Raw genomic sequence first — 25,404 nt, 5'->3', positions numbered from 1 at the left:
CACCGACGAATCGGTGTGGGGTTCTTATGGTGTCTCGACGTGCCCTCGATAGGATTCGAACCTACGGCCTGTTGCTCCGGAGGCAACCGCTCTATCCCCTGAGCTACGAGGGCAAGGACGCCAGTAAACCGGCAGGTCCTGTGGGACTCAAGAAGCTTAGCAGGTTTCGGGCGGGCGAGGAAAACCCATGTGCAGGCGGACAGGCGGTGCACCTGATGTGTTCCCCCTGGCGCTTTCCCGAAGCCTTGAACTGCGTCGCCCGAAAAGCGGTTATGGGCGCCCGTTTATGCGGGTAGGTAGTGGCGTGAGAAAGACAAGTATTTGAGGTTTCCAGACGGGACGTTTTGGAGCTGTTTTTGGCCTGGAAATGTCAGTGCCGGATGAAATCCTGAGGGTATGGATCAGCTCGGGAACACCGGACGGACAACCGAAGAGCCAGGCAGGGAAGACCAGCAGCCAACAGGGCAGACTGGTGAAGCGGATGCGCCCCGCGCGGCGTGCACCCTGTCGGTGTACCGGGCTGAACTGACTGTCGAGCCCGTCGGGAATGCGGACGCTGACGCGGGTACCGAAACTTCTGCTGCCACTCCCGAGAACGATGGCGAGGCTGGCACCCAGCCGGCCGAGAATTCCGGACCTGACGCCGGGCCTGGCCTTGCGGACCCATCCGTCTCCGAACCAGCCGATTCCGGAGCTCCCACCGCCGCTGATTCGGGAGACGATTGTTCAGCCCCCGATTCCGGAGGTCCCACAGTTTCCGATTCCGAAGCCGGGATTCCTGCCGATGGGTATCCGGACGGTTTCACCGGGACATTGGCGTTGCAGAACCTTGAATCCTTTGACGAAGCAATGGTCGGTGAAGCCTTGTCCCGAATGGCGCATGCGATGTCCTGGGTGCAGGCGCAGGAGGCCCGCCTAATGAACCGGATGAAGGAGATTTTCCGGGACGATTTCCACGCCGCGTCGGGGCGGCTCGAACCCGGGATGGCGTTCAGCCTCGCAGCTTCTGAATGCGCCGCCATCCTGAACGTCCCGCAGGTCACGGCCCAACGCATGATGTTTGAGGCCGGCATGCTCTACAGCACCCATGCCGCCACACTGAGCGCTCTGGAAGAAGGACGGCTGTCCTACCAGCACGCGCAGGTTGTGCTGGATCAATGCCAAAACGTTCCCGCCGAAGAGCTCCCGGAATTTGAAGCGGACCTGTTGAAGGCTGCGGAGGGGCAGACGCGGTCCCAGTTCTCTGCCAAGGCCCGAAGGCTGCGCGAGAAAAAGTATCCGGACACCATCAGCAAACGGCACCTGACCGCGTTCGAGCAGCGCAAGGTCACTCTGGACCGGGAAGAGGACGGCATGTCCTGTCTCTCCGCCCACCTGCGGGCCGCGGAGGCGCAGCAGATCTACACGACTCTCAGCACTGCCGCGCGGGGCGAACAGGTAGCCGGCGATAGCCGGACCATGGACCAGCTGCGTGCGGACATTCTCGCGCAGCTGCTGATGGGTGGCCTCGGCTCAACTCGTGCCAGCGGTACATCTGACGGCGATGGCAGGGCAGAGAAGGCAAGCGCCAGCAGGACCGACTGCGATGACGCCGGAGTCGTGCCCCGGGCTGAGCTCATGGTCCTGATCAACGCCGAGACACTCTTTGGCGCAGACGATCGGCCGGCCGAACTGCACGGTTACGGACCCATCAGCGCCGAAGCGGCCCGCAGGCTGGCCCGAAACGCCGTCGGTTGGACCGGCCTTGCGCAGGATCCACGGACAGGAGAAATTCTCGGGGTGGGACGGCGCCGAAAAGTCCCGGCCGGGCTCCGCCGCTGGCTCCGGGCGCGCGACGAAACCTGCAGATTCCCTGGCTGCCGGGTCAGTACCGCGAACGCGGACATCGACCACACCACCGACTGGGCGAAAGGCGGACCCACGGATCACGGAAACCTGGAACACCTCTGCCGCAGGCACCACCGGTTCAAGACCCTCGGTTACTGGAAGGCCTTTCAACCCACACCGGGAGTGATCGAGTGGACCTCACCGACCGGACGGGTTTACCGCACCGAACCTTTCCTGGAACTCGGACCACCGGACACGGGATCGGACCCACGAAAGGACCAGGGAAAGGCGAACCATAAGGAAACCGGGCCCCGGCAGGAAATCGCGCCGCCATTCTGACCGCGCCGGACAAACCAACAAACCAACAAACCAACAAACCAACAAACCAACAAACCAACAAACCAACACTGCGCGACCCTGCCGGAATCCGAGACCGCCATTCTGCGCCGCGGGGCTGGCTCTTGGGCCGCCCTCGGCCTAGTACCCAAGGAACGGGTCCGTCCGGATCCGCCGCCCGCCGGCACCGCGGACAGCCTTCCGGGCCGCAGCCACTGCACGGGGTGAGCCGGAAACGTACACAGCCCGGCCGCTGATGTCGGGAATCTCCCGGCTCAGGACCGCCGCGTCAGGCAGTCCCGGACCCAGCCAGGTCCATCCGGAGATGCCGGGATCGGAGGGCGTGCAGACCAGTACCCGCACGTTCATGTCCCGCAGTTCCCCGGCATAAGCGAGCTCGTCTACGGAGGAAGCCGCATACACCAGCACCATGTCCCGGTCCTCGCCGCGTATCTGACGCAACTGGCTGATGAAAGGGGTGATGCCGATACCCGACGCAATCATGAGCACCGGCGTGTGCGCGTCCCGCGGCAGAAGGAAATCTCCGGCGACGGCAGTGGCGCCAACCTCGGCCCCGGGCCGCATCCGCAGCAGGGCAGTCTTGAAACTGCTCCCTGATTCAGCCACGCGCAGCCCCACCGCTACCGTGCCGGGTTCCGCGGGAGGCGTGGTGATGCTGAAAATACGCCGGGAGCCCCGCGAGTCCGGCTCGAAGTGCGGCACGGCAAGCTCGACGTACTGGCCGGCACGAAAACGGACAGGACGGGACGGCTCGAACACCAGTTCCCGGGCAGTCGGAGTCAGCTCGCGGGTCTCGAGCAGCCGCAGCCGGACAGCTCCGCGCTGGCCCATCGCAAAGGCCAGCAGGTTCCCCGCCAGCAGGGCCAGTTCCGGAGACATCATCACGGGCCCCAGAGACAACGGCACGGAGAAAAGCACACCGACGACGGCGGCCTCCAGTAGGCGCTGAACGCGAAGCGGAGGCAGGGTCAGAGGCTCCGTGAGCATGAAACCGGCCAGGAACACCAGAGGGTAGGACACGGCAATGGTCGTCAGGGCGCCGGCAAGGGACTCGCCGGCAGCAAGGAAACGGGCCAGAGTCACGGCCGCTGCAGTAAGAACAAAGATCCCTGCCATCGGCAGCAGCCGGTTCCGGTACAGCACCAGGACGGCAGCCGGAAGAACGGCGATCAGCATGCCGGGAGTCGCAACCCACCAGACAGCACCGCCCAGACCGGTCAGGGCCACCACGAAAGCCCCCACGGCCGCCGGATTGAAAATGTGCCGGCGACGGAAGGCCAGCAGATATTTCGACGCCGTCGCAACGGCGCCCGCCAGTGCCACCGCTCCCAGCTGCGCACCTTCTGTACTGGGCCAGAAGAGGAAATACAGCAGCAGGCCGGTGATCAGCGAGGAATCGGTCTGCGGACGGGTGCGCAGCAGCAGGCCTGCCACCCGGCTGGTGATCAGCGTGGAAGCCACCGCCGTCGCCGCCGTCGCGCCCAGCTCTGCCGGTGTGTAGAACAGAACTCCGGCGAAGGAAAGGACAAAGGACCAGGCAGCTAATGCCAGCAGGACCCACACCGTGAAGCGGTACATGGTCCAGCGCCCCAGGAAAGTGTTCAGGGTCCGCGGTGCGGCAGGGGCAGAAACGCTCATGGGAATAGGACTCCAGCCATCGCAGGGGAATAGTCGGCCCGGCCGTCAGTGAACATCCGGACGTAGTCGAAAGCGAACTCGCGGACCAGTTCGCGCGGCTCGGTAAAGAACAGGGCCGTGGCGAGGCCGTCGGCAGTCATGGCGTCGGCTGCCAGAACCCACGTGGCTGCCACGGTGTCCACCGGGGAACCGGTGCGGGCATCGAGCACATGGTGCAGGCCGTCGCCCCAGTGCCTCCGGTTGGCGGCCGAGGCGCATAGTGCCCGGTCCGAAAGGGACACCACCCCGATGGCCCGGGTGGTGTCATACGGATGTTCCAGGGCAACGCGCAGGGGAGCAGCACCGGCATGACGCAGGTCCGAACCGGCATCCACCACATACTCCCGGTGGCCGGCATCAGCCAGAAGCGCGCTGACGAGGTCCACGAGCTGCCCCTTCCCGGCGGCACCGATGTCGAAGGTCACCGGAGCCGCGGTGGTCAGCGTGATGCCGCGGGCGTCGGCGGTCCAGGACACGGTTTCCACCCAGGCGGCAGCGGGCGCAGGCGGACCCGATGGCTGGAAGCTGTACGCGGCGTCGTACCCCAACACCTCCAGCGAGCGCCCCACCAGCGGGTTCACTGCTCCGCCCGTCAGCCGCTGCAGGGTATCGAAGAGCGTCAGCAGGGGTGCGGCCGAGGCGGGGAGCTCGAAGCTTCCTGCTGCTTCGGCCATCCGCGCCACGGTGGAATCGGACCGGAAGCGCGAATAGGTCCGGTCATAGCTGTCGACCAGATCCGCCACGGCAGCCTGGGTGTCCGGATCCAGCGGCACAGCGGTGGACAGGGACCACTGCGTGCCGATCGCCTCAAACCCCAGGGTGTGCACGGGCTAGGACGTAGCTTCGGAACGGATGGCGTCCAGGGCACGGTTGAAGCCCTGGCTGGTCAGCGAGGAGCCGGCCACCTTGTCCACATCGAGTTCGTCCAGGCTCTTACCGACCACCTGCTCCTTGACGCCGGAGGTGAACTCACGCTGGTACTGCTTGGAGGTCGGGTTCTTCTGTGAGGTCTCGACGTCCAGTTCCGTCACCACGCCGTTTTCCAGCTGCAGCGTGACATCCACGTCCTCCGAGGTGCCCGACGGCGGGATGTAGCTTCCGGTGCCGGAGTACTCGCCGTCGGCGTAGCTGCCGGAGCCGGCTGCAGCATCGGGGGAGGAAGCGGCGGATGGCTCAGCGGACGACGAAGCGGGAGACTCAGCGGGAGCCGGATCTGCGTCGGCGGTGTCCTCGCCCGGAGCGCAGCCTGCCGCCGAGAGCAGGGACAGGCCGGCAGCGGCACACAGCAGGGACTTGCTCGCTCGGTTCACGGTTCTCCTTGGGGATGGGGACTGTTCCCCTTTATTACATCGCATGATTACTGCGGAGGCTGTGTCCGCACAGAGTAAGGCCTGTCATACAAAACGGGACCCGTGCGCACCCGGCTATGCTTAACCGGTGACTCCTGAAGAACTTTCCTCCGCCGTAACTGCCTGCCTCCAAGACGCCATCGATGCCGGTGACTTCAGCATCGAGCTGCCCGGGGAGGTGCGCGTGGAGCGTCCGAAGAACCGGGACCACGGTGACTGGGCCACCAACATCGCCCTGCAGCTGTCCAAGCAGGCCGGCATGAACCCCCGCCAGTTCGCAGAGATCCTCAAGGGCCGGCTGGAAAAGATCGCCGGTGTGGCCAAGGTCGACATTGCCGGTCCGGGCTTCCTGAACATCACCCTCGACGCCGGTGCAGCCGGTGAACTGGTCAAGACAATTGTCGACGCCGGCCCCGCCTACGGCACGTCGGAAATTCTCAAGGGCACCCGGATCAACCTGGAGTTCGTCTCCGCCAACCCCACCGGTCCCATCCACCTGGGCGGCACCCGCTGGGCCGCCGTCGGCGATGCCCTGGCCCGGGTGTTCCAGTCCCAGGGGGCGGAGGTCACCCGCGAGTACTACTTCAATGACCACGGCGCGCAGATTGACCGTTTTGCCCGCTCGCTGCTGGCCTCGGCCAAGGGTGATCCCGCCCCGGAAGACGGCTACGCCGGCGAGTACATCGTCGACATTGCCAACCGCGTGCTGGCCGCCGAACCTAACATCACCGAACTGCCCGACGCCGAGGCCCAGGAACGTTTCCGCGCCGTCGGCGTGGACTTCATGTTCGGCGACATCAAGGAATCCCTGCACAACTTCGGCGTGGACTTCGATGTCTTCTTCCACGAGGATTCGCTGCACGAAAACGGCCAGGTGGCCAAGCTCCTCGAACAGCTCAAGGGCTCGGAGAACCTGTACGAAAAGGACGGCGCCTGGTGGCTGAACTCCACCGCCTTCGGCGACGACAAGGACCGCGTGGTCATCAAGTCGGACGGCAACGCCGCCTACATTGCCGGTGACATTGCCTACATCCACAACAAGCGCGAGCGCGGCTTCGACCTGAACGTCTACATGCTGGGTGCTGACCACCACGGCTACGTGGCCCGCCTGAAGGCCGCCGCAGCAGCACTGGGCCACGACCCGGAATGCGTGGAGGTACTGATCGGCCAGATGGTGAACCTGGTCAAGGACGGCAAGCCCGTACGCATGTCCAAGCGCGCCGGCACCGTGGTCACCCTCGAAGACCTCGTGGAAGCCGTAGGAGTGGACGCCGCCCGCTACACGCTGGCCCGCTTCTCCGCCGATTCCAACATCGACGTTGACCTGGACCTGCTGACCAAGCGCAGCAACGAGAACCCCGTGTTCTACGTCCAGTACGCCCACGCCCGCACCCACGCCCTGGCCCGCAACGCCGAGGCCGCCGGCGTCGACGATTCCGCCTTCGACGCATCGCTGCTGATCCACCCCACCGAAAGCGCACTGCTGGCCGCACTGGGCCAGTACCCCGGCGTCGTCGCGCAGGCCAGCGCCTTCCGCGAACCGCACCGCGTGGCCCGCCACCTCGAGGTCATCGCCGGCACCTACCACCGCTGGTACGACGCCTGCCGCATCGCACCCCAGGGCGACGAGGAAATCACCGACACCAACCGCACCCGCCTGTGGCTGAACCTGGCCGCACGCCAGGTCCTGGCCAACGGCCTGGGCCTGCTGGGAGTCTCCGCACCCGAACGGATGTAATTTTCATGACTGCTTCACCCCTGGCTCCGCAGTGGCTGAGCCACCCCGAGGACACCAACGCCCTGCGCCCGCAGCTGTGGGCGCAGGATGTGGCGCGCGGCGCCGGCGGAGAGCTGGAAATCTCCGGCATCCCCGTGTCCCGGATCGCCGAGGAATTCGGCACCCCCGTGTTCGTGATGTCCGAAACCGACTTCCGGGCCCGTGCCCGCGACTTCAAGGACTCCTTTGACGCCGCATTCGCCGGCCTGTGCGGCGGAGCGGACGTCTACTACGCCGGAAAGTCCTTCCTCTGCACCGAAGTGGCACGCTGGGTGTCCTCCGAGGGGCTGCGCCTGGACACCTGCTCCGGCGGGGAACTGGCGGTGGCCCGGCGCGCCGGACTGCACGGAAGCCAGCTCGGCCTGCACGGCAACAACAAGTCCCGAGCCGAACTGACCCGCGCCCTCGACATGGAGCTGGGCCGGATTGTGGTGGACAGCCTCGGCGAGCTGGAAATGCTGGGGGACCTGGCCGCCTCCCGCGGTGAGCGCGCCAACGTGATGCTCCGTCTGACCCCGGGCGTGCACGCCTCCACCCACGAGTTCATTGCCACCGCCCATGAGGACCAGAAGTTCGGCCTCTCCATGGTTGCGGACCCGGACCTGGACGGCATGTCCCCGGCCATGGCAGCGGTGGAGACGGCACTCAAGCACGACGGCGTGAACCTGGTGGGCGTGCACTGCCACATCGGTTCGCAGATCTTCGAATCGGCCGGCTTTGAGCTCGCCGCCCGGCGGCTGCTCGGCTTCCTGGCCGAGGTGAAGCAGGGGTACGGTGTGGAACTGGCCGAACTGGACCTCGGCGGCGGCTACGGCATTGCCTACACCGAGGCCGACGCGCCGCGCCCGGCCGCCGAGATCGCGAACGCAATGGCCGCCGTCGTCGGCAGCACCTGCAGCGAACTGGGCCTGGCCGTGCCGCGGATCTCCATTGAACCGGGACGGGCCATCGCGGGTCCGAGCACCTTCACCCTCTACCGCGCCGGCACCACCAAGACCGTGCGGGTGGATACGCCCGACGGCGGCACCTCCCCGCGGCGGTATGTCAGCGTCGACGGCGGAATGAGTGACAACGCCCGCCCCGTGCTTTACGGCGCGGACTACTCCGCGGTGCTGGCCTCGAGGACGTCCGAAGATGACGCGGTTATTTCGCGGGTGGTTGGCAAACACTGCGAAAGCGGCGACATAGTGGTCCGTGACGCCTACCTGCCCGGTGACGTCACTGCTTCGGACCTGCTGGCCGTTCCGGGAACCGGTGCGTACTGCTGGGTCCTGTCCAGCAACTACAACTACCTGACCCGCCCGCCCGTAGTGGCCGTGCGGGACGGCGCCGCGCGGCTGATTGTGCGCGGCGAGACCGAAGACGACCTGTTGGCACGCGACGTTTCCTAACCTCTGCAAGGAGTTGGCACAACATATGAAGACCCTGAAAGTAGCCCTGCTGGGGTGCGGAAACGTGGGTTCGCAGGTAGCCCGGATCCTCGTTGACGACGCCGCGGACCTCACCGCCCGCCTCGGCGCGCGGCTGGAGCTGTCCGGCATCGCGGTGCGCAACGTTGACGCCCCCCGCGACGTGGACCTGCCGGCGGAACTGTTCACCACGGATGCGGAGGCCCTCGTGGCGGACGCGGACATAGTGATTGAGCTGATGGGCGGCCTGGAGCCGGCCCGCACCCTGATCCTGCACGCCCTGGGCTCGGGAGCCGCCGTCGTCACCGGCAACAAGGCCCTGCTCGCCGCGGACGGTGCTGCCCTGTACGAAAAGGCTGACGCCGCGGGCGTCCAGCTCTCCTATGAAGCGGCCGTGGCCGGGGCGATCCCGATCCTGCGCCCCATCCGGGACAGCCTCGCCGGAGACCGGATCACCAAGGTCATGGGCATCGTCAACGGCACCACCAACTACATCCTCGACGCCATGGACTCCACCGGCGCCCAGTTCGCCGACGCCCTCGCCGAGGCCCAGCGCCTCGGCTACGCGGAAGCGGATCCCACCGCCGACGTCGAAGGGCACGACGCCGCGGCCAAGGGCGCCATCCTCGCTTCCCTGGCGTTCCACACCGGCTTCGACCTCTCGGCCGTGTCCTGCGAGGGCATCAGCTCCGTCACCGCCGAGGACATCAAAGCCGCCCAGGAGGCAGGCTTCGTCATCAAGCTGCTGGCCATTGCCGAAAAGTCCCCGGACACCGACGGAAGCGAAGGCGTCAGCGTCCGCGTGCATCCCACCCTGCTGCCGCGCCGGCATCCGCTGGCCGCCGTGCATGGAGCCTTCAACGCAGTGTTCGTCGAGGCCGAAAATGCAGGCGAACTGATGTTCTACGGCCAGGGCGCCGGCGGGGCTCCCACGGCCTCGGCCGTTATGGGCGACGTTGTGACCGCTGCCCGGCGGCTTGTGCTCGGCGGACCCGTTCCCGCCGGCCGGCCCAGCGGCTCCCTGCCCGCGCTGCCGCTGGAGAAGGTCACCACCAGCTACTCGATCGGCCTGGACGTTGCGGACCAGCCCGGTGTCCTGGCGGCCGTCGCCCGCGTGTTCGCCGAACACGGCGTCTCCATCGAAACCATGCGCCAGACCATCCACGGTGAAGGCAGCAGTGCCGAACTGCGCTTCGTTACGCACCGTGCCCCCGAAGCCGCCCTCGCGGCAACCGTCGAGGCCATCAAGGGCCTGGACGTCATCAAGAACGTCAAATCCGTTATGCGGGTAGAAGGAGTCTGAGCCGTGGCTCACCAATGGCGCGGCGTTATCCGCGAATACGCCGACCGTCTTCCGGTCACCGACAGCACCGAGGTCATTACCCTTGGTGAGGGCGGCACGCCGCTGGTCCGGGCCAAGGCGCTGTCCGAGCTGACCGGCTCCGAGGTTTACCTCAAGGTCGAAGGCATGAACCCCACCGGCTCCTTCAAGGACCGCGGGATGACCATGGCCATGACCGCCGCCGTCGAATCCGGCGCCAAGGCAGTGGTCTGCGCGTCCACCGGCAACACCAGCGCTTCGGCCGCCGCCTACGCCACGCAGGCGGGCATCACCTGTGCGGTGCTCGTGCCGGACGGCAAGATCTCCATGGGCAAGCTCAGCCAGGCCATTGCCCACGGGGCGCAGCTGCTCCAGGTGCGCGGCAACTTCGACAACTGCCTGGAAGTGGCCCGCAAGCTTGCCGAGGCGTACCCGGTGTTCCTCGTGAACTCGGTGAACCCCGCACGCATCGAAGGCCAGAAGACGGCGTCCTTCGAAGTGGTGGACTACCTCGGCGACGCCCCCGACTACCACGTGCTGCCCGTCGGCAACGCCGGAAACATCACCGCGTACTGGAAGGGCTACTCCGAATACGCGAAGCCCTGGACCAACGTGGCCGGCGAGGAACTGGCGCCCGTAGCCACGAAGACCCCGCATATGTGGGGCTTCCAGGCAGAAGGCGCCTCGCCGCTGGTGAAGGGACACCCGGTCACCGATCCGGACACCATTGCCACGGCCATCCGCATCGGCAACCCTGCCTCCTGGGACCAGGCGATTGCCGCCCGCGATGAATCCGGCGGCCTGATCGAAGCCGTCACGGACACGGAAATCCTCGACGCGCACCGCTGGCTCTCCGCCCGCGAAGGCGTCTTTGTGGAACCGGCCTCCGCCGCCGGTGTGGCCGGGCTGCTCAAGAAGCATGCTGCCGGGGAAGTGCCGGCCGGCAAAACCATCGTCATCACCGTCACCGGCCACGGCCTCAAGGACCCGCAGTGGGCACTGCGCACGGCCGACGGCTCCGACGTCGAACCCACCAAGGTGGACTTCGACGTTGTCAGCGTGGCGGCAGCGCTGGGCCTGGAAGCGGCACCGTCAGCCGGATCCGGCAAGTAGGGCATGGTTATGCAGGTGGCCGGCGGCCCGCGCACCGCTCCCCGGACCCTGGCGCCGGGCCAGGACGTGACTGTGTCCGTGCCCGCAACAAGTGCCAACCTCGGCCCGGGCTTCGACTCCCTCGGCCTCGCCGTCACGCTGTATGACACGGTCCGGGTGCGTACCTCCGAGAACGAGGGCATCTTCGTCGAAGTGGCGGGGGAGGGCGCGGGAAGCGTTCCGCTGGATTCCTCGCACCTGGTGGTCCGGACCCTGCTCCGGACCCTGAACAACGCGGGGTACGGCATCCAGGGCCTGCACCTGAGCGCTGAGAATGCCATTCCGCACGGCCGCGGTCTGGGTTCCTCGGCCTCTGCCATTGTCTCGGGCGTGCTAGCGGCAAATTCCCTGCTGCCGGCCGAAGCACGGCTCGATGCCGCCGGTCTGCTGCACAGCTGCTCGGCTCTTGAAGGACACCCGGACAACGTGGCACCCGCCCTTGCCGGCGACCTTGCCATCTCCTGGGAGACCGACGGCGTGTTCCGGTCGGTACGGGCTGCCGTGCACCCAAGCGTGGTCCCCGTCGTCGCGATACCCGACGTCGAGCTGTCCACCGAGAGTGCCCGCGGCCTGCTGCCCGCCACCGTGGCGCACCGGACCGCCGCAGCCAATGCGGGACGTGCCGCGCTGCTGATCCATGCTTTGACCGCGGATCCGTCCCTGTTGCTTGAGGGAACCCGGGATGCGCTGCATCAGGATTTCCGTGCCCCCGCGATGCTGCCCAGTGCACGGCTGCTGCAGTCGCTGCGGTCGGACGGCTTCGCTGCCGTGATTTCCGGTGCCGGTCCCACCGTGCTGTGCCTTGCCGACGGCGAGGATGCCGCACGGGACGCGGAACAGGCCATGACCGAACAGCTGCAGGTGGCGGGATCAGCCGAAAACTGGCGTGTTCTGCGGCTTGGCGTGGAGCGAGATGGTGCTAGAGTGGAAGGGCACCAGCGGTAATTTTCCCGTTTTGTGCTCCCGCAGGTAGCCGTCCATTTTGGGCCGCCCCGGGCTTTCGTTGAAAACACTTTGCCGCCGTCAGGTGTGACTACACCCGTCTTGCGGTGATCTTCGTTGATTCAATCGCCCACCCGCGGAGGCACAGTCTTCGGTGCAGCCTTCAAGGAACCGCCAAGAAGCGGCGTGTCCGGCTTGAATAACGCATGTTCGGCAGCGAAGCTGACCAGACTCTGCGGAGATTCTTCTTAACAAGGCACCCAGCAGATTCGCCTTTCTCCGGTCATCGGACCGGTAGCCAAGCGAACCCTGACCTAATGTCTGATCTTTGGGGCCAGGGCCAATCACCGCGGCCGGCATTGCGCCGGACCGCCCGACGAGGGGGAAGGATCCTTCGTGACAGATACCACTAGCCTGACTGCAGGCGTGGATTCGGCATCCGCCGGTTCAACCGGCGAGAACACATCCAAGAGCGCAGGCCTTGCAGGCCTTAAGCTCGCGCAGCTCCAGGCGCTTGCCGGCCAGCTCGGCATCACCGGGGGATCCCGTATGCGTAAGCAGGACCTGGTGACGGCAATTTCCAATCACCAGCGCGGCGGCGCAGTAGCCGACCGCCCCGTCCGCGGTTCCCGCGGCGAGGCCGGCGACGACGCAGCCAAGGGTGCGTCCGCACCGGAGAAGGCAGCTGCCGCTCCGGAGGAGCAGTCCGCCGAGCCGACCCGCCCCACGCGTACCCGCAACCGCAACCGCCGTGCGGCCAGTGACGGCGTCGTCACTTCCGCTCCGGCTGCCGCAGCCGAAGCCGAGGCACCCGCTGCCGCTCCCGCCGCGGAAACCACTGAGGCTCCGGCCCGGAACCGCGAGGCACGCGAAGACAACGGACGCGAAGAGGGCCAGCGCGAGCGCGGCAACCGCCGCAGCCGCAACCGCCGCAGCGACTCCAGCGAGTCCAGCAACGGCACGGCCCCCGCCGCTCCCGCCGAGGCCCCTGCAGAAGAAGCCGCTTCGAACAACGGTGCTTCGAACACCGCCGCCGCAGGCAACGGTTCCGAGAACCGGACCTCTCAGGGCGACGACGAGCGCGGCGAACGCCGTGAACGCCGCAGCCGCTCGGACCGCGACAACGGCGGAAACCGCGAGAACAACCGGGACCGCGACAACAACCGTGACAACGGCGGCAGCCGCGACCGGGACAACAACCGGGACCGCGACAACAACCGTGACAACGGCGGCAGCCGCGAGAACAACCGGGACCGCGACAACAACCGTGACAACGGCGGCAGCCGCGACCGGGACAACAACCGGGACCGCGACAACAACCGCGACGACAATGACGAGAACGGACGCGGGCGCAACCGCCGCAACCGGAACCGCAACGAGCGCAATGAGCGCGGCGACCGGAACGACCGTTTCCGCGACCGCAACGAGCGCCGCCGCAACCGCAGCCAGAACCCCGAGGTCGACGACGTCGAGGTCACTGACGACGACGTCCTGCTGCCCGTAGCCGGCATCCTCGACGTCCTGGAGAACTACGCCTTCGTCCGGACCTCCGGCTACCTGCCGGGCCCGAACGATGTCTACGTTTCCCTCGCCCAGGTGAAGAAGTACAACCTGCGCAAGGGCGACGCCGTCGTCGGCGCCATCCGCGCCCCCCGCGAAGGTGAAAACCAGGGCGGAAACCAGCGCCAGAAATTCAACGCACTGGTCCGTCTGACCTCCGTCAACGGCAAGCCGGCCGAGGACAACAAGGACCGCGTGGAGTTCTCCAAGCTGGTTCCGCTGTACCCCTCCGAGCGCCTGCGCCTGGAGACCTCCGCAAAGGTGATCGGCCCGCGTGTCATTGACCTCGTGGCTCCGATCGGCAAGGGCCAGCGCGGCCTGATCGTCTCCCCGCCGAAGGCCGGTAAGACGCTGATCCTGCAGGCGATTGCCAACGCCATCACCATCAACAACCCCGAGGTCCACCTCATGATGGTCCTCGTGGACGAACGTCCCGAGGAAGTCACGGACATGCAGCGCACGGTCAAGGGTGAGGTTATTGCCTCCACCTTCGACCGCCCCGCTGATGACCACACCACGGTTGCCGAGCTCGCCATCGAGCGCGCCAAGCGCCTGGTGGAAATGGGCAACGACGTCGTGGTGCTGCTTGACTCCATGACCCGTCTGGGCCGTGCCTACAACCTGGCCGCTCCGGCGTCGGGCCGTATCCTCTCCGGCGGTGTCGACTCCTCGGCGCTGTACCCGCCCAAGCGTTTCTTCGGTGCTGCCCGCAACATCGAAAACGGCGGCTCGCTGACCATCCTGGCCACGGCCCTGGTGGAGACCGGATCCAAGATGGACGAGGTCATCTTCGAGGAATTCAAGGGCACCGGCAACATGGAACTGCGCCTGTCCCGCAACCTGGCGGACAAGCGCATCTTCCCGGCCGTGGATGTCAACGCGTCGGGCACCCGCCGCGAAGAGAACCTGCTCTCCCCGGATGAAGTCAAAATCATGTGGAAGCTGCGCCGGGTCCTGTCCGGCCTGGACACCCAGCAGGCGCTGGAACTGCTCACCGGCAAGATCCGGGAGACGCAGTCCAACGTCGAGTTCCTGATGCAGGTCCAGCAGACCACCCTGGGCACCAAGGACAACTAGCTGCCCTACGAGCCGCTCATGCTCCCTCCCGCGAACCAGCGGGTGGGCGCCTGGGCGGCTCGTGCGTTAACGCCTGGGAACCGGCGGGCGCACAAACCGATAAACTGCCTTGTGGGAAACACAGCCTTACGCCGAACCCCGGCTCGACGGGAAATCCCGCCTTGTGGGAAACACAGCCGAAAGAGGAATCTAGAACATGTTTGAGTCCATTCAGGGCCTGTTGGATGAGCACGCTGAACTTCAGCTGCGCCTGTCCGACCCGGCAGTGCACGCGGACCAGGGCCTGGCCCGGCGGCTGGGACGGCGCTACGCCGAACTCAGCCGGATTGTGGACGCCTACAACCGCTGGCACGGACTCGAGGATGACCTTGCCGCCGCTGCCGAAATGGCCGACGAGGATCCGGAATTCGCCGCAGAGGTGCCCGTGCTCAAGGAGCAGCTGGAGGATGCGCAGGAGAAGCTGCGCCGCCTGCTGATCCCGCGCGACCCCAATGACGGCCGTGACGTCATCATCGAGGTCAAGGGCGGCGAAGGCGGCGACGAAGCAGCCCTGTTCGCCGGGGACCTGCTGCGCATGTACACCCGCTATGCCGAGCACCGCGGCTGGCGTACGGAAATCATCTCCGCCACGGAATCCGACCTGGGCGGCTACAAGGATGTTTCCATGGCCATCAAGGGCAACTCCAACGATCCGGCCGAAGGCGTCTACGCCCGCCTGAAGTACGAAGGCGGCGTGCACCGCGTGCAGCGTGTTCCCGTCACCGAGTCCCAGGGCCGTATCCACACCTCGGCTGCCGGCGTCCTGGTGCTGCCCGAAGTGGACGAGCCGGAAGAGGTCGCGATCAGCCAGAACGACCTGAAGATCGACGTCTACCGTTCCTCCGGTCCCGGCGGACAGTCCGTCAACACCACCGACTCGGCCGTACGCATCACCCACCTGCCCACCGGCATTGTGGTGGCCATGCAGAACGAAAAGTCGCAGCTGCAGAACCGGGAAGCGGCCATGCGTGTGCTGCGTTCCCGCATCCTCGCCCACGAGCAGGAGAAGATCGACGCCGCGAACTCCGACATCCGCAAGTCGCAGATCCGCACCATGGACCGTTCCGAGCGGATCCGGACCTACAACTACCCGGAAAACCGGATTGTGGACCACCGCACCGGCTACAAGGCCTACAACCTGGACACCGTCCTGAACGGCGAGCTCGAGGCAGTAGTGCAGGCCGCCATCGAAATGGATGAGCAGGCACGGCTGGACGCCATCGGTGACGAAAGCTAGCAGCCCCACCGGTTCCGGCACCGGCACCACCCTGGCCGAAGCGCTGAAACAGGCGGCGGCGGAACTCGCCGCCGCCGGCGTGCCTTCTCCGCGGGTGGATGCCGAGCTGCTGGCAGCGCATCTGCTGGGGGAGACCCCCGGACGGGTCCGGGCGCTGGCGTTCACCGACGTGCCGGCACCCGAGGGGTTCAGCACACTGGTGTCCGAGCGGGCCGCCCGGGTGCCGCTGCAGCACCTGACGGGAAAGGCACATTTCCGGTACCTGGAACTGGCCGTCGGCCCCGGGGTGTTTGTGCCCCGGCCGGAGACCGAAACGGTGGCGCAGCTGGCGATTGATGCCGCCCGCCGCGCGGGTCCGGCAAAGGTCGCGGACCTGGGGACGGGCTCCGGCGCCATTGCGGCCGCGGTCGCCTCGGAGGTGCCCGACGCCGAGGTGCATGCCGTGGAGCTCAGCCCCCTCGCGTTCGCCTGGGCGGAACGGAACCTTGCTCCGCTGGGTGTCCGTCTGGTCCTGGCGGATCTGCGGACCGCACTGGCGGACCACAACGCCAGCTTTGACGTGGTGGTGTCCAATCCGCCGTACATCCCTGCAGAGGCGGTGCCGAACGAACCCGAAGCCGCCGAGCACGATCCGGCCATGGCCCTGTACGGCGGGGGAGCGGACGGCCTGGAACTGCCCCTGGCCGCCGCCCGCACCGCTGCCCGCCTGCTGGTTGCCGGCGGTTACTTCGTGATGGAGCACGCCGAAGTGCAGGCTCCGGCCATCGCCCGGCTGCTTGCCGCCGATCCCGCGTGGACCGACGTAGAATCCCACCGGGACCTCAATGACCGCCCCCGCGCCACTTCGGCGGTCCGACGGCCCGCGCCGGAGGCTTCTCCTAATGAAAGAATGAAGACGTGAGCACCAGTTTTGACTGCAGCAACCCCGAGGAACTCGGCGAAGGCCTGGCGGCGGCCCAGCGGGCGATAGCCGCGAAGAGCTGCGTGGTCCTTCCCACCGACACCGTGTACGGGATCGGCGCCGACGCGTTCTCGCCGCAGGGAGTGGCGACCCTCCTCGCTGCGAAGGGACGCGGCCGGAGCATGCCTCCGCCCGTGCTGATCCCGCGCCTGCAGACCATGGACGGGCTGGCCATGGACATTTCCGAGGATGCGCGCGCTCTGGCACGTGCTTTCTGGCCGGGCGGACTGACCCTGATCTTCCATGCCCAGCCGTCCCTGACCTGGGATCTGGGCGACACACTGGGAACCGTTGCACTGCGGATGCCCGACGACGACGTCGCCCTGGACCTGCTGGCGGTCACCGGACCGCTGGCCGTCTCCTCGGCCAACCGGACGGGATTCCCCGCCGGGCAGAGCGCAGCCCAGGCCCGCGAACAGCTGGGCGAATCAGTGGAGGTCTATCTGGAGGCCGGGCACCGTCCGGTGGCCGGCAGCGACGGAGTGCCCTCCACGATTGTGGATGCCACCGGCGAACAGATGCGCGTGGTGCGCAGCGGTGCCGTCAGCATTGCCGCCCTGCGCGAAGTGGTGCCGGGGATCCTGGACCTGGGCGAAGAGCCGGCCGCAACCCCCGCCGAAACAGCCGGCGGCACCGCGCCGACCCTGGCTAAGAACCCGAGCCTGGCTAAAGAGTAAGGGCCGGTCAGTTCCGGGAAGCTTCGAGGACTTCCCGGACGCGGGGTTCGGGAACATTGCCGGTGGACTCGGCCCACCCGGGCTCCTGGCGCTGCCCGAACCACATCATCTCCACCCGGCGCAGTGCCCCGTGCAGCCGCTCTCCGGCCATGGAAGAGAGCATGTAGCCGCAGCGCAGCGCCGCGCGGCAGAACCAGGCGGGCAGGTGCGCCGGGCGCCGGCCGCCGGCGGCTTCCAGCACGGCGGACACCGATGCCTGCTCCCACGGCTGCAGGACTACGGCAGGCACGGGGCCGCGGTGGAAGCCGACCCGCAGGACAAAATCGACCAGCGAATGAACCGAGCTGACCGGACTGGGCGCGGTTCCGGGACCGGCCACCGAGGCCAGCGGCGAGGCCGCGAGCCGGGCCAGTTTCGCCGTCGTCGCCCTGCCCGGCCCCTGGACCGACGTGGCCCGGACCGTGGCTACGCTGCAGGATCCCCCGGCCCGGGCGGAGAGGACCTGTTCGCCGAGGGCCTTGGAACGGGAGTAGGCCGAAAACGGTTCAACATGGGTGCTTTCGTCCAGGAAGGGCCGGTGCCCCTGCACGGCCGCGCTGCTCAGGTGCACGAAGCGGCGGACGCCTGCGGCATCGGCCGCGTCGGCAGCCAGCGCGGGCAGCAGGGAGTTGGCGCCCCGGAGTTCGGGTGAGTCCGTTGCTCCCGGCGTCGCCAGCCCGGCAGCATTGACCACTACGTCCGCACCGGCGAAGGCGTTCACCAGCAGGCTGCGTTCCGTATCCAGCGCCGCGGCCTCGGCAAGCAGCGCAGCGGGGCTGGTGCCCTCGGCGCGCAGCCGGGGTGCGGAAACGGAACGGACGCTCACGCCGCGCTCCGCAAGGGCGGAGCGCACCGCTGAGCCGATGAACCCGGAGGCGCCCAGGACTACCCAGACAGGGGCCGGGCCGGGGGAGGGAACGGAGGAACGCGGGGCGGAAGGAGTGCTCAAACCTGCTGCTTTCGGGTGGAGGGTTCCGGTTCGCCGGACGCCAGCGGGGGCATCGGGGACCAGGCCGGATCGCGGAGGATGCGCCGGGCGCCGCGCCAGCCGGCCCAGAGGCGGGCGGCACCGCTGAGCTTATGTTCCACGGCGATCAGCCGCAGCAGCTCCTTCCCCGCGGTGAGGAAGGTCCCCAGGGCGAATCCGTAGCGGTGATACTTTCCGTGGGCCTGAAGGTACCGGGCGGTATGGCCCCGGTTGCGCATGGAGGTGAAGCGGCCGAGGTCGCTGGAATCGTTGAGGTGCCGGATGCCGAGGTCAATCTGCTTCTGCGCACGGACCTTGCGGAGGACAAAATCGTTGACGTAGGCCACCGGCCGGTCCAGGGACGCCAGCCAGCCGTACATCAGGTCGTCCCCGTTGATGAAGTAACGCGCATCCGGCAGGCCGATCCTGCGCACCTGCGCGGCACTGATCAGCATCCCCTCAAAGCAGCCCACATTGGTCTCGAAGACGGGGGAGTCGCGGAAAACGTTGCCCCGCACGGGCAGGTGTACGCCCAGGAAGGGGACGAAACGGTGCTGCCAGAAAAACGGTGCACCGGTTTCGTCGAAGCGCCGGCCGTGGATGCAGTCATAGCTGCCGGTCCACTTGCGCAGCGCCGCCACGGCATCCGGGATAACCTCGACGTCGTCGTCCATCAGCCACAGCCACTGCGCACCGGAGTCCAGGGCGGCCTGGACACCGGCGGCGAATCCGCCGGCCCCGCCGGTGTTGGTTTCCAGCCGCAGGACGGTCAGCGGAACGGGGAACCCTGCACGGGCTGCTTCCAGGACCTGCGGCGTCGCATCGGTGCTGGCGTTGTCCACCGCGATCACCGCAGCCGGGGCCGGGTCGAGGGCCGCCACGCTCTTCAGGAGTCCGGCGAGGTAGCCGGAGCGGTTGAAGGTGGTGATGACGATCGTCAGCTGGTCCGGGGGCGAAGCGGCAGCCACGCTAGAACCCGAAGTCCGACGGCGGCCCGAAGCGGCGGCCGCCCATGCCGGCCGCGTATGCGCGCAACCAGTTCGCGAATCCCCGGGGATCCCGGGTCCGGGCGAAGTGCACGGGGTATCCGACGGCGTCGGCCACAAAGGACTTCACCCGTCCGTAGCGGCGGGTGAGGAAGCCGCGGTTGCGGTAGAAGTAGAACTGCTTGAACGGTGTCTCGGGAACCAGGACGTGCATCCGGTCGCCGAGGACGGGCTGCACTTCGGCCCAGGCAGCCGGGTGCGTCAGGGCGACGGTGGTGACGGTGCCGAACTCGATGCCTGCGCGGCGCAGCCGGATCATGAAATCAGTTTCGTCGCCGCGGATGAACAGCCTCAGGTCCGGCAGCCCTACGCGGTAAAAAACGTCCGCGCGGATCAGGGCACCGTTGAAGAAGTGCCCCACGTTCGGCAGGAAGCCGCGGGCGGCAACCTCGGCCCGGTCATGGGTCAGCTTCCCGTCAAGGCGGAAGTGGAAGGACAGGGTGTCCGGCGCGCCGGGGGCCACCACCAGCGGCAGGACGACGTCGAGCCCGCGTTCCTTTGCCGCAGCCAGCAGGGTGGCAACACAGTCGGGATCTTCGGGATGGGCGTCGTCGTCCATGATCCAGATCCACTCGGCGCCTGAGGCCATGGCGGAGAGAATCGCCAGCGAGAATCCGCCGGCGCCGCCGAGATTGGTGTTGGAGCGAATGTAGCTCACCGGTGCCGATGAGTTTTCAGCGATATCCGACACAGGGCTCTTGCCCGAGTCCACGAGCGCCACGGACGTGATGTTGCCGCTCTGCGCGGCCAGTGCCTCCAGGAGCGTCTTGACGTCGTCGGGACGGTCGAAGGTTACTGCTGCTACGGCCACGGTGTCCGGCAAGATGGTCCTTTCGGGCAACCCGGGGGATCGGCCAAAACCGAAACCGGAGTGGGTGTGCAGTTAGTATGCTGAATAGATTCCAGTCTATTACACCGGATTCTTCCACCTGTTCTTCGCACTACCGAGAAGAGAGCCGGGTACCTACCCGTTGAGGACCATGAGGCAAAAACCTACGGACAACCGTCACCTTCCCCGGGAGGAAAAGCCCGTCCTGTGGCTCTGGTCGCAGTACATGCTGGACTCCCTGGCCTGGATCGTGTCCATCTGCCTTGCGCTGGTGCTCCGCTACGAACTCACCGTTGAGCAGATCAACCCCGGCGGACTTGCTGTCTTCTGTGCCGTGGCCGTCCTGACGCAGCTGATCGTCGGCTATTCGTTTGCCCTCTACCGCGGCCGCTACAGCTTCGGCAGTTTCCACGAAATGCGCCTGCTGGCCGTGGTGACGCTCATTGTTTCCGCCATCCTGGTCCTTGCCAGCGCACTCTTCGGCCTCGTGATCGACATTCCGCGCAGCACCGGCATGATCGCCTTCCCCTTCGCGTGCCTGTTCATGGCGGCCATCCGGTACCTCAAACGGATGTACGTGGAGAGCAAGGCGCGCCCGGGAGAGGAAGCCCAGCGCACCCTCGTGTACGGGGCCGGCTTCCTCGGCGGGTCCCTGGTGGCCCGGATGATGAAGGACCCGGAGTCCCCGTACTACCCCGTGGGCCTGGTCGACGACGACCCGGCGAAGAAGCACCTGAGGCTCGCCACCGTTCCGGTCCTCGGCAAGCTCGCAGACCTCCCCGACCTGGTGCACCGCACCCGTGCCACCGTGCTGATCGTGGCCATTGCCGACGTCGAAGCGAAGCAGGTACGCGAGGTCTCCGATCTGGCCGAAGGCCTGGACCTGCGCGTGCTGGTGCTGCCGCCGCTCAAGGACATGCTTTCCAAGGGCGACGGCGCCGGCCTGGGCGACTTCCGCGACGTAGCGGTTGAAGACCTCATCGGGCGCCGCCCCGTGGACATCCACGTCGACGAGGTGGCCGGTTACCTTTCCGGCAGGAAGGTGCTGGTCACCGGTGCCGGCGGCTCCATCGGCTCCGAGCTGTGTCGGCAGATCACCGCCTTCAACCCCGGCGAGCTGATCATGCTGGACCGGGACGAGACCGGCCTGCAGCTCACCCAGCTTTCGATCACCGGCCGCGGCCTGCTGGACGGCCCGGACACCGTGCTGGCCGACATCCGCGATCCCGAGGCGCTGGAGCGCATCTTCCGGGAACGCCGCCCCGACGTCGTTTTCCACGCTGCGGCGCTGAAGCATGTTTCCCTGCTGGAGCAGTACCCGCAGGAAGCGTGGAAGACCAACATCATCGGCACCGCGAACGTGCTGGCCGCGGCCCGCAAGGCGAACGTACGCCACTTCGTGAATATCTCCACGGACAAGGCAGCCAACCCGACCACCGTCCTCGGCCATTCCAAACGCGTCGCAGAGAAGCTGACCGCTTGGATGGCGCGTGCCACCGGCGAGCAGTACGTCTCGGTGCGGTTCGGCAACGTGATCGGCAGCCGGGGTTCGATGCTTCCGCTCTTCAGCGAGCAGATCAGGCAGGGCGGGCCCGTCACCGTGACGGACCCCGAGGTCACCCGCTTCTTTATGACCATCCCCGAGGCCTGCCAGCTGGTGATCCAGGCCGGCGCGATCGGACGCGGGGGAGAGGTGATGATCCTGGACATGGGCGAGCCGGTGAAGATCCTCGACGTCGCCCGCCGCATGATCGCGATGTCCGGCAAGGATATCGAGATTGTCTTCACCGGACTGCGCCAGGGCGAGAAGCTTCACGAGATCCTCGTCGGCACCGGCGAAGAGGACTCGCGTCCGCTTCATCCGAAGATCTCCCATGCAGCCGTTGCCGTCCTGGACCCGGATGACCTGGATCTTGCCGACTGGCTGCGCCGCTGCGGCATCGAGCCCGGCAGCGTTCCGACGGACGGGGCCGCAACGGATGCCGGCGAGATCGTGCGCCTTCCGGGCGCCCGCAGCCCCGGCACCCCGGGCGACGGCGCGGACGGACCGCGGGAACCCTACAGCGAGCGGCGGACCGGCTGATGCTGCTGGCGCTCTGCGTTGGGGCTGCCTTCCTGGTCAGCCTGCTGCTGCCGTTCCTGTTTATTCCGCTGCTGCGCCGGATGGGTGTCCTGGACATCCCCAATGAGCGGTCCTCCCACACCAAGGCGGTCATCCGCGGGGTGGGCGTCACTACTGCCGCCGGGGTGCTGGCGGGTCTCCTGCTGGCACTGCTGACCGGCCTCGTTGCCGTCGACCGGTCCGTGCTCGCCATCCTGATCGCCATCATCGGCGCAGCCTCGCTGCTGGGCTGGATCGAGGACTTCAGGGGCGTCTCCGTCCGCACCCGGGCCGCCACCCAGCTGGCCATCGGCCTGGCCGGAACGGCAGGCCTGGCCTGGACCATGGAGCAGAGCTGGTGGTGGGTCCCCGTGGGCGGCCTCGCCGTAGCCGCCTATATCAACGTCGCCAACTTCATGGACGGCATCAACGGAATCTCCGGCCTGCACGGGCTGGTGGTGGGAGCCCTGTATTCCGTCAGCGGCGTGCTGTCGGACCATGTCTGGCTGACCGTGACGGGAGCAGTGGTTGCTGCGGCGTTCGCTGCCTTCCTGCCCTGGAACCTCGGCCGCGGCCAGGTCTTCCTGGGGGACGTGGGTAGTTACCTGCTGGGTTCCTCCCTTGCGGGTATTGCCGTGGCAGCCTTCCTGGCAGGCGTCTACGTGGAATACCTGTTGTTCCCGATCCTGATCTATCTGGCTGATACCTTCTCCACTCTGCTGCGCCGCGTGCGGCGGGGGGAGCGCTGGTACACCGCTCACCGGCAGCACGTTTACCAGCGGCTGACCGACGCCGGCCTGAGCCACGTGCAGGTTTCCCTGGTCGTCACCGGCTGCACTCTTGCCGTGGGAGTGACCGGCCTGCTGACCGCCGGTGCCGGCGCGGGCGCAACGGGTGCCGGGGTCCTCTTCGCCGTTGCGGTACTGGCTTTCTACCTCGCTTCGCCGCGGATGTTTGCCCGCCGTACGGTTGCCTAGCCGGGGCCTGCGCACCCTAGCAGGAGGCGTCTTCTATGTACTGTAGAATTCAAGGGTCGCGGTAGCCCGCGGCGTCACAAAGCCCCCGGCTACAGAAGACCCAGCAAGGAAGACCGCCACGCCATGAGATCCGCAGACGGTTCCCGCCCCCGCGGGTACCTGACCCCTTCCGGGCCAACGAAGGCCCCGTGGCTGGGGATCCTCGGGACAGCCCTCGCCGTCACCGGCGGTGCAGCGGTCCTCGCAGCGGCTGTGGCCGCCTTCACGGCCGGCATAAGTGCCGCTGTGAGTTCCCTTTCAGGCTGGTTCCTTATTGCCGCATTCTTCGGCATCAGCCTTTTGGTCGGCCACGTCGTCGGACGCAGCAACCCCTCCGGGGCAATCGGAATGTTCATGGTTACCTATGCCATTAAAGTTGTCGGGTTCGCCGTCATTCTTTTCGGCATCGGAACTCCTGTTTGGCTGCACCGGGAATGGTTTGCGCTGACGGCCGTAGGCGCAGTGGTCCTCTGGCAGGTTGCCGAGATCCGCGCCTTTTCCCGAAGCCGCCACCTGATCTACAGCGACGGAACCGACACCGCCCGTGAAGGAGGCGCAGATGCCTAAGAATCAGCCCGTATCAGGACCAGCGGCCTTCCAGCCTCTCGCCGCCGGCCGCCGCGCAACCGTGCAGTATCTGCTTGCGGGAATCATCGCCCTGGGTTTGATAGGGTGGAGCCTGGATAGTCTCCTGGGAACTCGCTGGATTTTACCGGCCGGTATCGTCCTGGGTGCGGTCTGCGGCTACTATGTCGCCTTCGCACACAGGCGCACCTCGGGTGCAGACCGACCCGCAACGGGCGGAAAACAGCCGGATACGGATAAATCGAATTGATTTCACAAAACCGAATTAACGGGCGCACATCATGCGTGCCCGCCAATGATATGCCCAACGATGGACACAGCAGAGAGGAAACGCGTTGATCGCGCTTGCGCTTCCCGCCTCCAATGACGAGGGATTCGTTCCACCCACCCTCGAAGACATGCACCTCCCTGAGATCCTTCCCTGGGGCGCCGAGAGTGGTGAAGGATTTGGAAAGCAGATGCTGCTTATCCTTCTCTCCGTTGCCATTATCGGATGGTTTTTCATAGCCGCTGCCCGTAAGGGCCAGTTGGTCCCGGGCCGGATGCAGTTCCTGGGCGAGTTCAGCTACAACCTCGTCCGCAACTCGATCGGCCGCGACATTATCGGCGAAAAGGACTTCAGGGCGTTCACTCCGCTGCTGTTCTCGCTGTTCTTCTTCATCCTGATCAACAACCTGTGGGGCAGCATTCCGCTGGCACAGCTGCCGACGACGTCGCACGTCGGTACCGCCTACGCCCTGGCCGCGATTGTGTACTTCACCTGGATCATCCTCGGCATCAAGAAGCACGGACTGGCTTACTTCAAGTTCGCCGTGGTTCCGTCCGGTGTGCCGAAGGCGATCCTGCCGCTCGTGGTGCTGATCGAAATCATCTCCACCTTCCTGGTCCGCCCGGTGACGCACAGCCTGCGACTCTTCGCAACCATGCTCTCGGGCCACCTGATCATCATGCTGGCGGGCGCCGGAACCTCGTTCCTGCTGCTCGAGGCTGAGGGACTGCTGAAGCCGCTGGGTCTGCTGACCCTGGCAGGCGGCGTCGCCATGTTCCTGTTCGAAGTTTTGATCCAGTGCCTGCAGGCCTACGTCTTTACCCTGCTGACTGCGATCTACATCCAAGGCTCCCTGGCCGAGGAACACTAAACCTCCCCTCTCCCGGGGAACCCCCTGAACCATACAACCTGCCTCCGGGCATCTTGAAAGGAACAAAGCCATAATGATTGGTGAAATCAACGGCAACATCAACCTCGTCGGCTACGGTCTGTCCGCCATCGGCGGCGCCATCGGCGTTGGCCTGGTCTTCGCGGCCTACATCAACGGCGTTGCCCGCCAGCCGGAAGCCCAGCGCGTCCTGCAGCCCATCGCCTTCCTGGGCCTGGCCCTGACTGAAGCACTGGCTATCCTTGGTCTGGTTTTCGCGTTCGTTCTCTAACGTCAGCGCGTATTTTCCAACCAAGTAGATA

General features: G+C 66.6%; 22 protein-coding genes and 1 tRNA gene. 16 read left to right on the top strand and 7 right to left on the bottom strand.

The genetic code is table 11. The features are described 5' to 3' along the window. Positions 1-40 precede the first annotated feature (40 nt). Positions 41-113 (bottom strand) — tRNA-Arg (locus tag NNX37_RS00525). Between the two features lie 706 nt (positions 114-819). Between NNX37_RS00525 and NNX37_RS00520 the strand changes: the two genes are divergently transcribed. After that, complete coding sequence (locus NNX37_RS00520) at positions 820-2,166, top strand: HNH endonuclease signature motif containing protein (RefSeq protein WP_255790036.1); 1,347 nt, start codon at positions 820-822, stop codon at positions 2,164-2,166. Between the two features lie 138 nt (positions 2,167-2,304). Here NNX37_RS00520 and NNX37_RS00515 read toward each other — a convergent pair whose 3' ends face one another. From NNX37_RS00515 to NNX37_RS00505, 3 genes are read right to left on the bottom strand one after another with little or no spacing between them, the layout of a single operon-like run. Continuing rightward, positions 2,305-3,822, bottom strand: coding sequence for an FAD-dependent oxidoreductase (locus NNX37_RS00515; RefSeq protein ID WP_255790034.1), 1,518 nt, complete (start codon positions 3,820-3,822; stop codon positions 2,305-2,307). Next, a complete protein-coding gene (locus NNX37_RS00510) occupies positions 3,819-4,688 on the bottom strand; it encodes an FAD:protein FMN transferase (RefSeq protein ID WP_255790032.1) in 870 nt (289 codons plus the stop codon). The genes NNX37_RS00515 and NNX37_RS00510 overlap by 4 nt, the downstream gene beginning before the upstream one ends. A gap of 3 nt (positions 4,689-4,691) precedes the next feature. Next, positions 4,692-5,171, bottom strand: a complete 480-nt coding sequence (locus NNX37_RS00505) for an FMN-binding protein (protein ID WP_255790024.1) — start codon at positions 5,169-5,171, stop codon at positions 4,692-4,694. Positions 5,172-5,298: 127 nt separating this feature from the next. On the opposite strand from NNX37_RS00505, the gene argS reads away from it, so the two are divergent. The 9 genes from argS (at position 5,299) to NNX37_RS00460 (ending at position 17,362) form a co-directional block, all read left to right on the top strand. Continuing rightward, entirely contained in the window at positions 5,299-6,948 is a 1,650-nt protein-coding gene (argS, locus tag NNX37_RS00500) for an arginine--tRNA ligase (RefSeq protein WP_255790015.1), read from the top strand. 5 nt (positions 6,949-6,953) lie between these two features. Then, positions 6,954-8,378: a diaminopimelate decarboxylase gene (lysA, locus tag NNX37_RS00495; protein WP_255790008.1), complete on the top strand. Its 1,425-nt coding sequence runs from the start codon at positions 6,954-6,956 to the stop codon at positions 8,376-8,378. 25 nt (positions 8,379-8,403) lie between these two features. Then, positions 8,404-9,699, top strand: coding sequence for a homoserine dehydrogenase (locus tag NNX37_RS00490; protein WP_255790005.1), 1,296 nt, complete (start codon positions 8,404-8,406; stop codon positions 9,697-9,699). Between the two features lie 3 nt (positions 9,700-9,702). After that, the gene (gene thrC, locus NNX37_RS00485; protein ID WP_255790003.1) at positions 9,703-10,830 is read left to right on the top strand and encodes a threonine synthase; all 1,128 of its coding nucleotides are present in this window, start codon (positions 9,703-9,705) and stop codon (positions 10,828-10,830) included. Positions 10,831-10,839: 9 nt separating this feature from the next. Next, positions 10,840-11,814 carry a homoserine kinase gene (gene thrB / locus NNX37_RS00480; protein ID WP_255790885.1) on the top strand — a complete coding sequence of 325 codons (975 nt, stop codon included), beginning with the start codon at positions 10,840-10,842 and terminating at the stop codon, positions 11,812-11,814. Positions 11,815-12,207: 393 nt separating this feature from the next. After that, positions 12,208-14,448 (top strand): transcription termination factor Rho, encoded by a 2,241-nt coding sequence (gene rho, locus NNX37_RS00475; protein WP_255790001.1) that lies wholly within the window; start codon positions 12,208-12,210, stop codon positions 14,446-14,448. 196 nt (positions 14,449-14,644) lie between these two features. Continuing rightward, a complete protein-coding gene (gene prfA / locus NNX37_RS00470) occupies positions 14,645-15,724 on the top strand; it encodes a peptide chain release factor 1 (protein WP_255789998.1) in 1,080 nt (359 codons plus the stop codon). After that, positions 15,684-16,625 (top strand): peptide chain release factor N(5)-glutamine methyltransferase, encoded by a 942-nt coding sequence (prmC, locus tag NNX37_RS00465; protein ID WP_255789996.1) that lies wholly within the window; start codon positions 15,684-15,686, stop codon positions 16,623-16,625. The genes prfA and prmC overlap by 41 nt, the downstream gene beginning before the upstream one ends. Continuing rightward, positions 16,622-17,362, top strand: a complete 741-nt coding sequence (locus tag NNX37_RS00460) for an L-threonylcarbamoyladenylate synthase (protein ID WP_255789990.1) — start codon at positions 16,622-16,624, stop codon at positions 17,360-17,362. The genes prmC and NNX37_RS00460 overlap by 4 nt, the downstream gene beginning before the upstream one ends. A gap of 7 nt (positions 17,363-17,369) precedes the next feature. On the opposite strand, the gene NNX37_RS00455 is transcribed toward NNX37_RS00460, so the two are convergent. From NNX37_RS00455 to NNX37_RS00445, 3 genes are read right to left on the bottom strand one after another with little or no spacing between them, the layout of a single operon-like run. Next, on the bottom strand, positions 17,370-18,350 hold the full coding sequence (locus NNX37_RS00455) for an NAD-dependent epimerase/dehydratase family protein (protein ID WP_255789988.1): 981 nt from the start codon (positions 18,348-18,350) through the stop codon (positions 17,370-17,372). After that, positions 18,347-19,336, bottom strand: a complete 990-nt coding sequence (locus NNX37_RS00450) for a glycosyltransferase (protein ID WP_255789985.1) — start codon at positions 19,334-19,336, stop codon at positions 18,347-18,349. The genes NNX37_RS00455 and NNX37_RS00450 overlap by 4 nt, the downstream gene beginning before the upstream one ends. A 1-nt stretch (position 19,337) precedes the next feature. Continuing rightward, on the bottom strand, positions 19,338-20,237 hold the full coding sequence (locus NNX37_RS00445; RefSeq protein ID WP_255789983.1) for a glycosyltransferase: 900 nt from the start codon (positions 20,235-20,237) through the stop codon (positions 19,338-19,340). 157 nt (positions 20,238-20,394) lie between these two features. Here NNX37_RS00445 and NNX37_RS00440 point away from each other — a divergent pair, with 157 nt between their 5' ends. From NNX37_RS00440 to atpE, 6 genes are all read left to right on the top strand, one after another. Then, positions 20,395-22,326, top strand: coding sequence for a polysaccharide biosynthesis protein (locus NNX37_RS00440; RefSeq protein WP_255789980.1), 1,932 nt, complete (start codon positions 20,395-20,397; stop codon positions 22,324-22,326). Continuing rightward, a complete protein-coding gene (locus NNX37_RS00435; protein WP_255789977.1) occupies positions 22,326-23,321 on the top strand; it encodes an MraY family glycosyltransferase in 996 nt (331 codons plus the stop codon). The genes NNX37_RS00440 and NNX37_RS00435 overlap by 1 nt, the downstream gene beginning before the upstream one ends. A gap of 123 nt (positions 23,322-23,444) precedes the next feature. After that, positions 23,445-23,927 carry a hypothetical protein gene (locus NNX37_RS00430; RefSeq protein WP_255789975.1) on the top strand — a complete coding sequence of 161 codons (483 nt, stop codon included), beginning with the start codon at positions 23,445-23,447 and terminating at the stop codon, positions 23,925-23,927. Next, entirely contained in the window at positions 23,920-24,195 is a 276-nt protein-coding gene (locus NNX37_RS00425; protein WP_255789972.1) for an AtpZ/AtpI family protein, read from the top strand. The genes NNX37_RS00430 and NNX37_RS00425 overlap by 8 nt, the downstream gene beginning before the upstream one ends. An 85-nt stretch (positions 24,196-24,280) precedes the next feature. Then, positions 24,281-25,084: a F0F1 ATP synthase subunit A gene (gene atpB, locus NNX37_RS00420; protein WP_255789970.1), complete on the top strand. Its 804-nt coding sequence runs from the start codon at positions 24,281-24,283 to the stop codon at positions 25,082-25,084. A 73-nt stretch (positions 25,085-25,157) separates the two neighbouring features. Next, on the top strand, positions 25,158-25,373 hold the full coding sequence (gene atpE, locus NNX37_RS00415) for an ATP synthase F0 subunit C (protein WP_191807777.1): 216 nt from the start codon (positions 25,158-25,160) through the stop codon (positions 25,371-25,373). Positions 25,374-25,404 lie beyond the last annotated feature (31 nt).

This window comes from Arthrobacter zhaoxinii, assembly GCF_024385505.1.
Taxonomy (GTDB): Bacteria; Actinomycetota; Actinomycetes; order Actinomycetales; family Micrococcaceae; genus Arthrobacter_B; species Arthrobacter_B zhaoxinii.
Note: the sequence above shows the minus strand (reverse complement) of the source record. Positions and strands in the feature narration are given on the sequence as shown.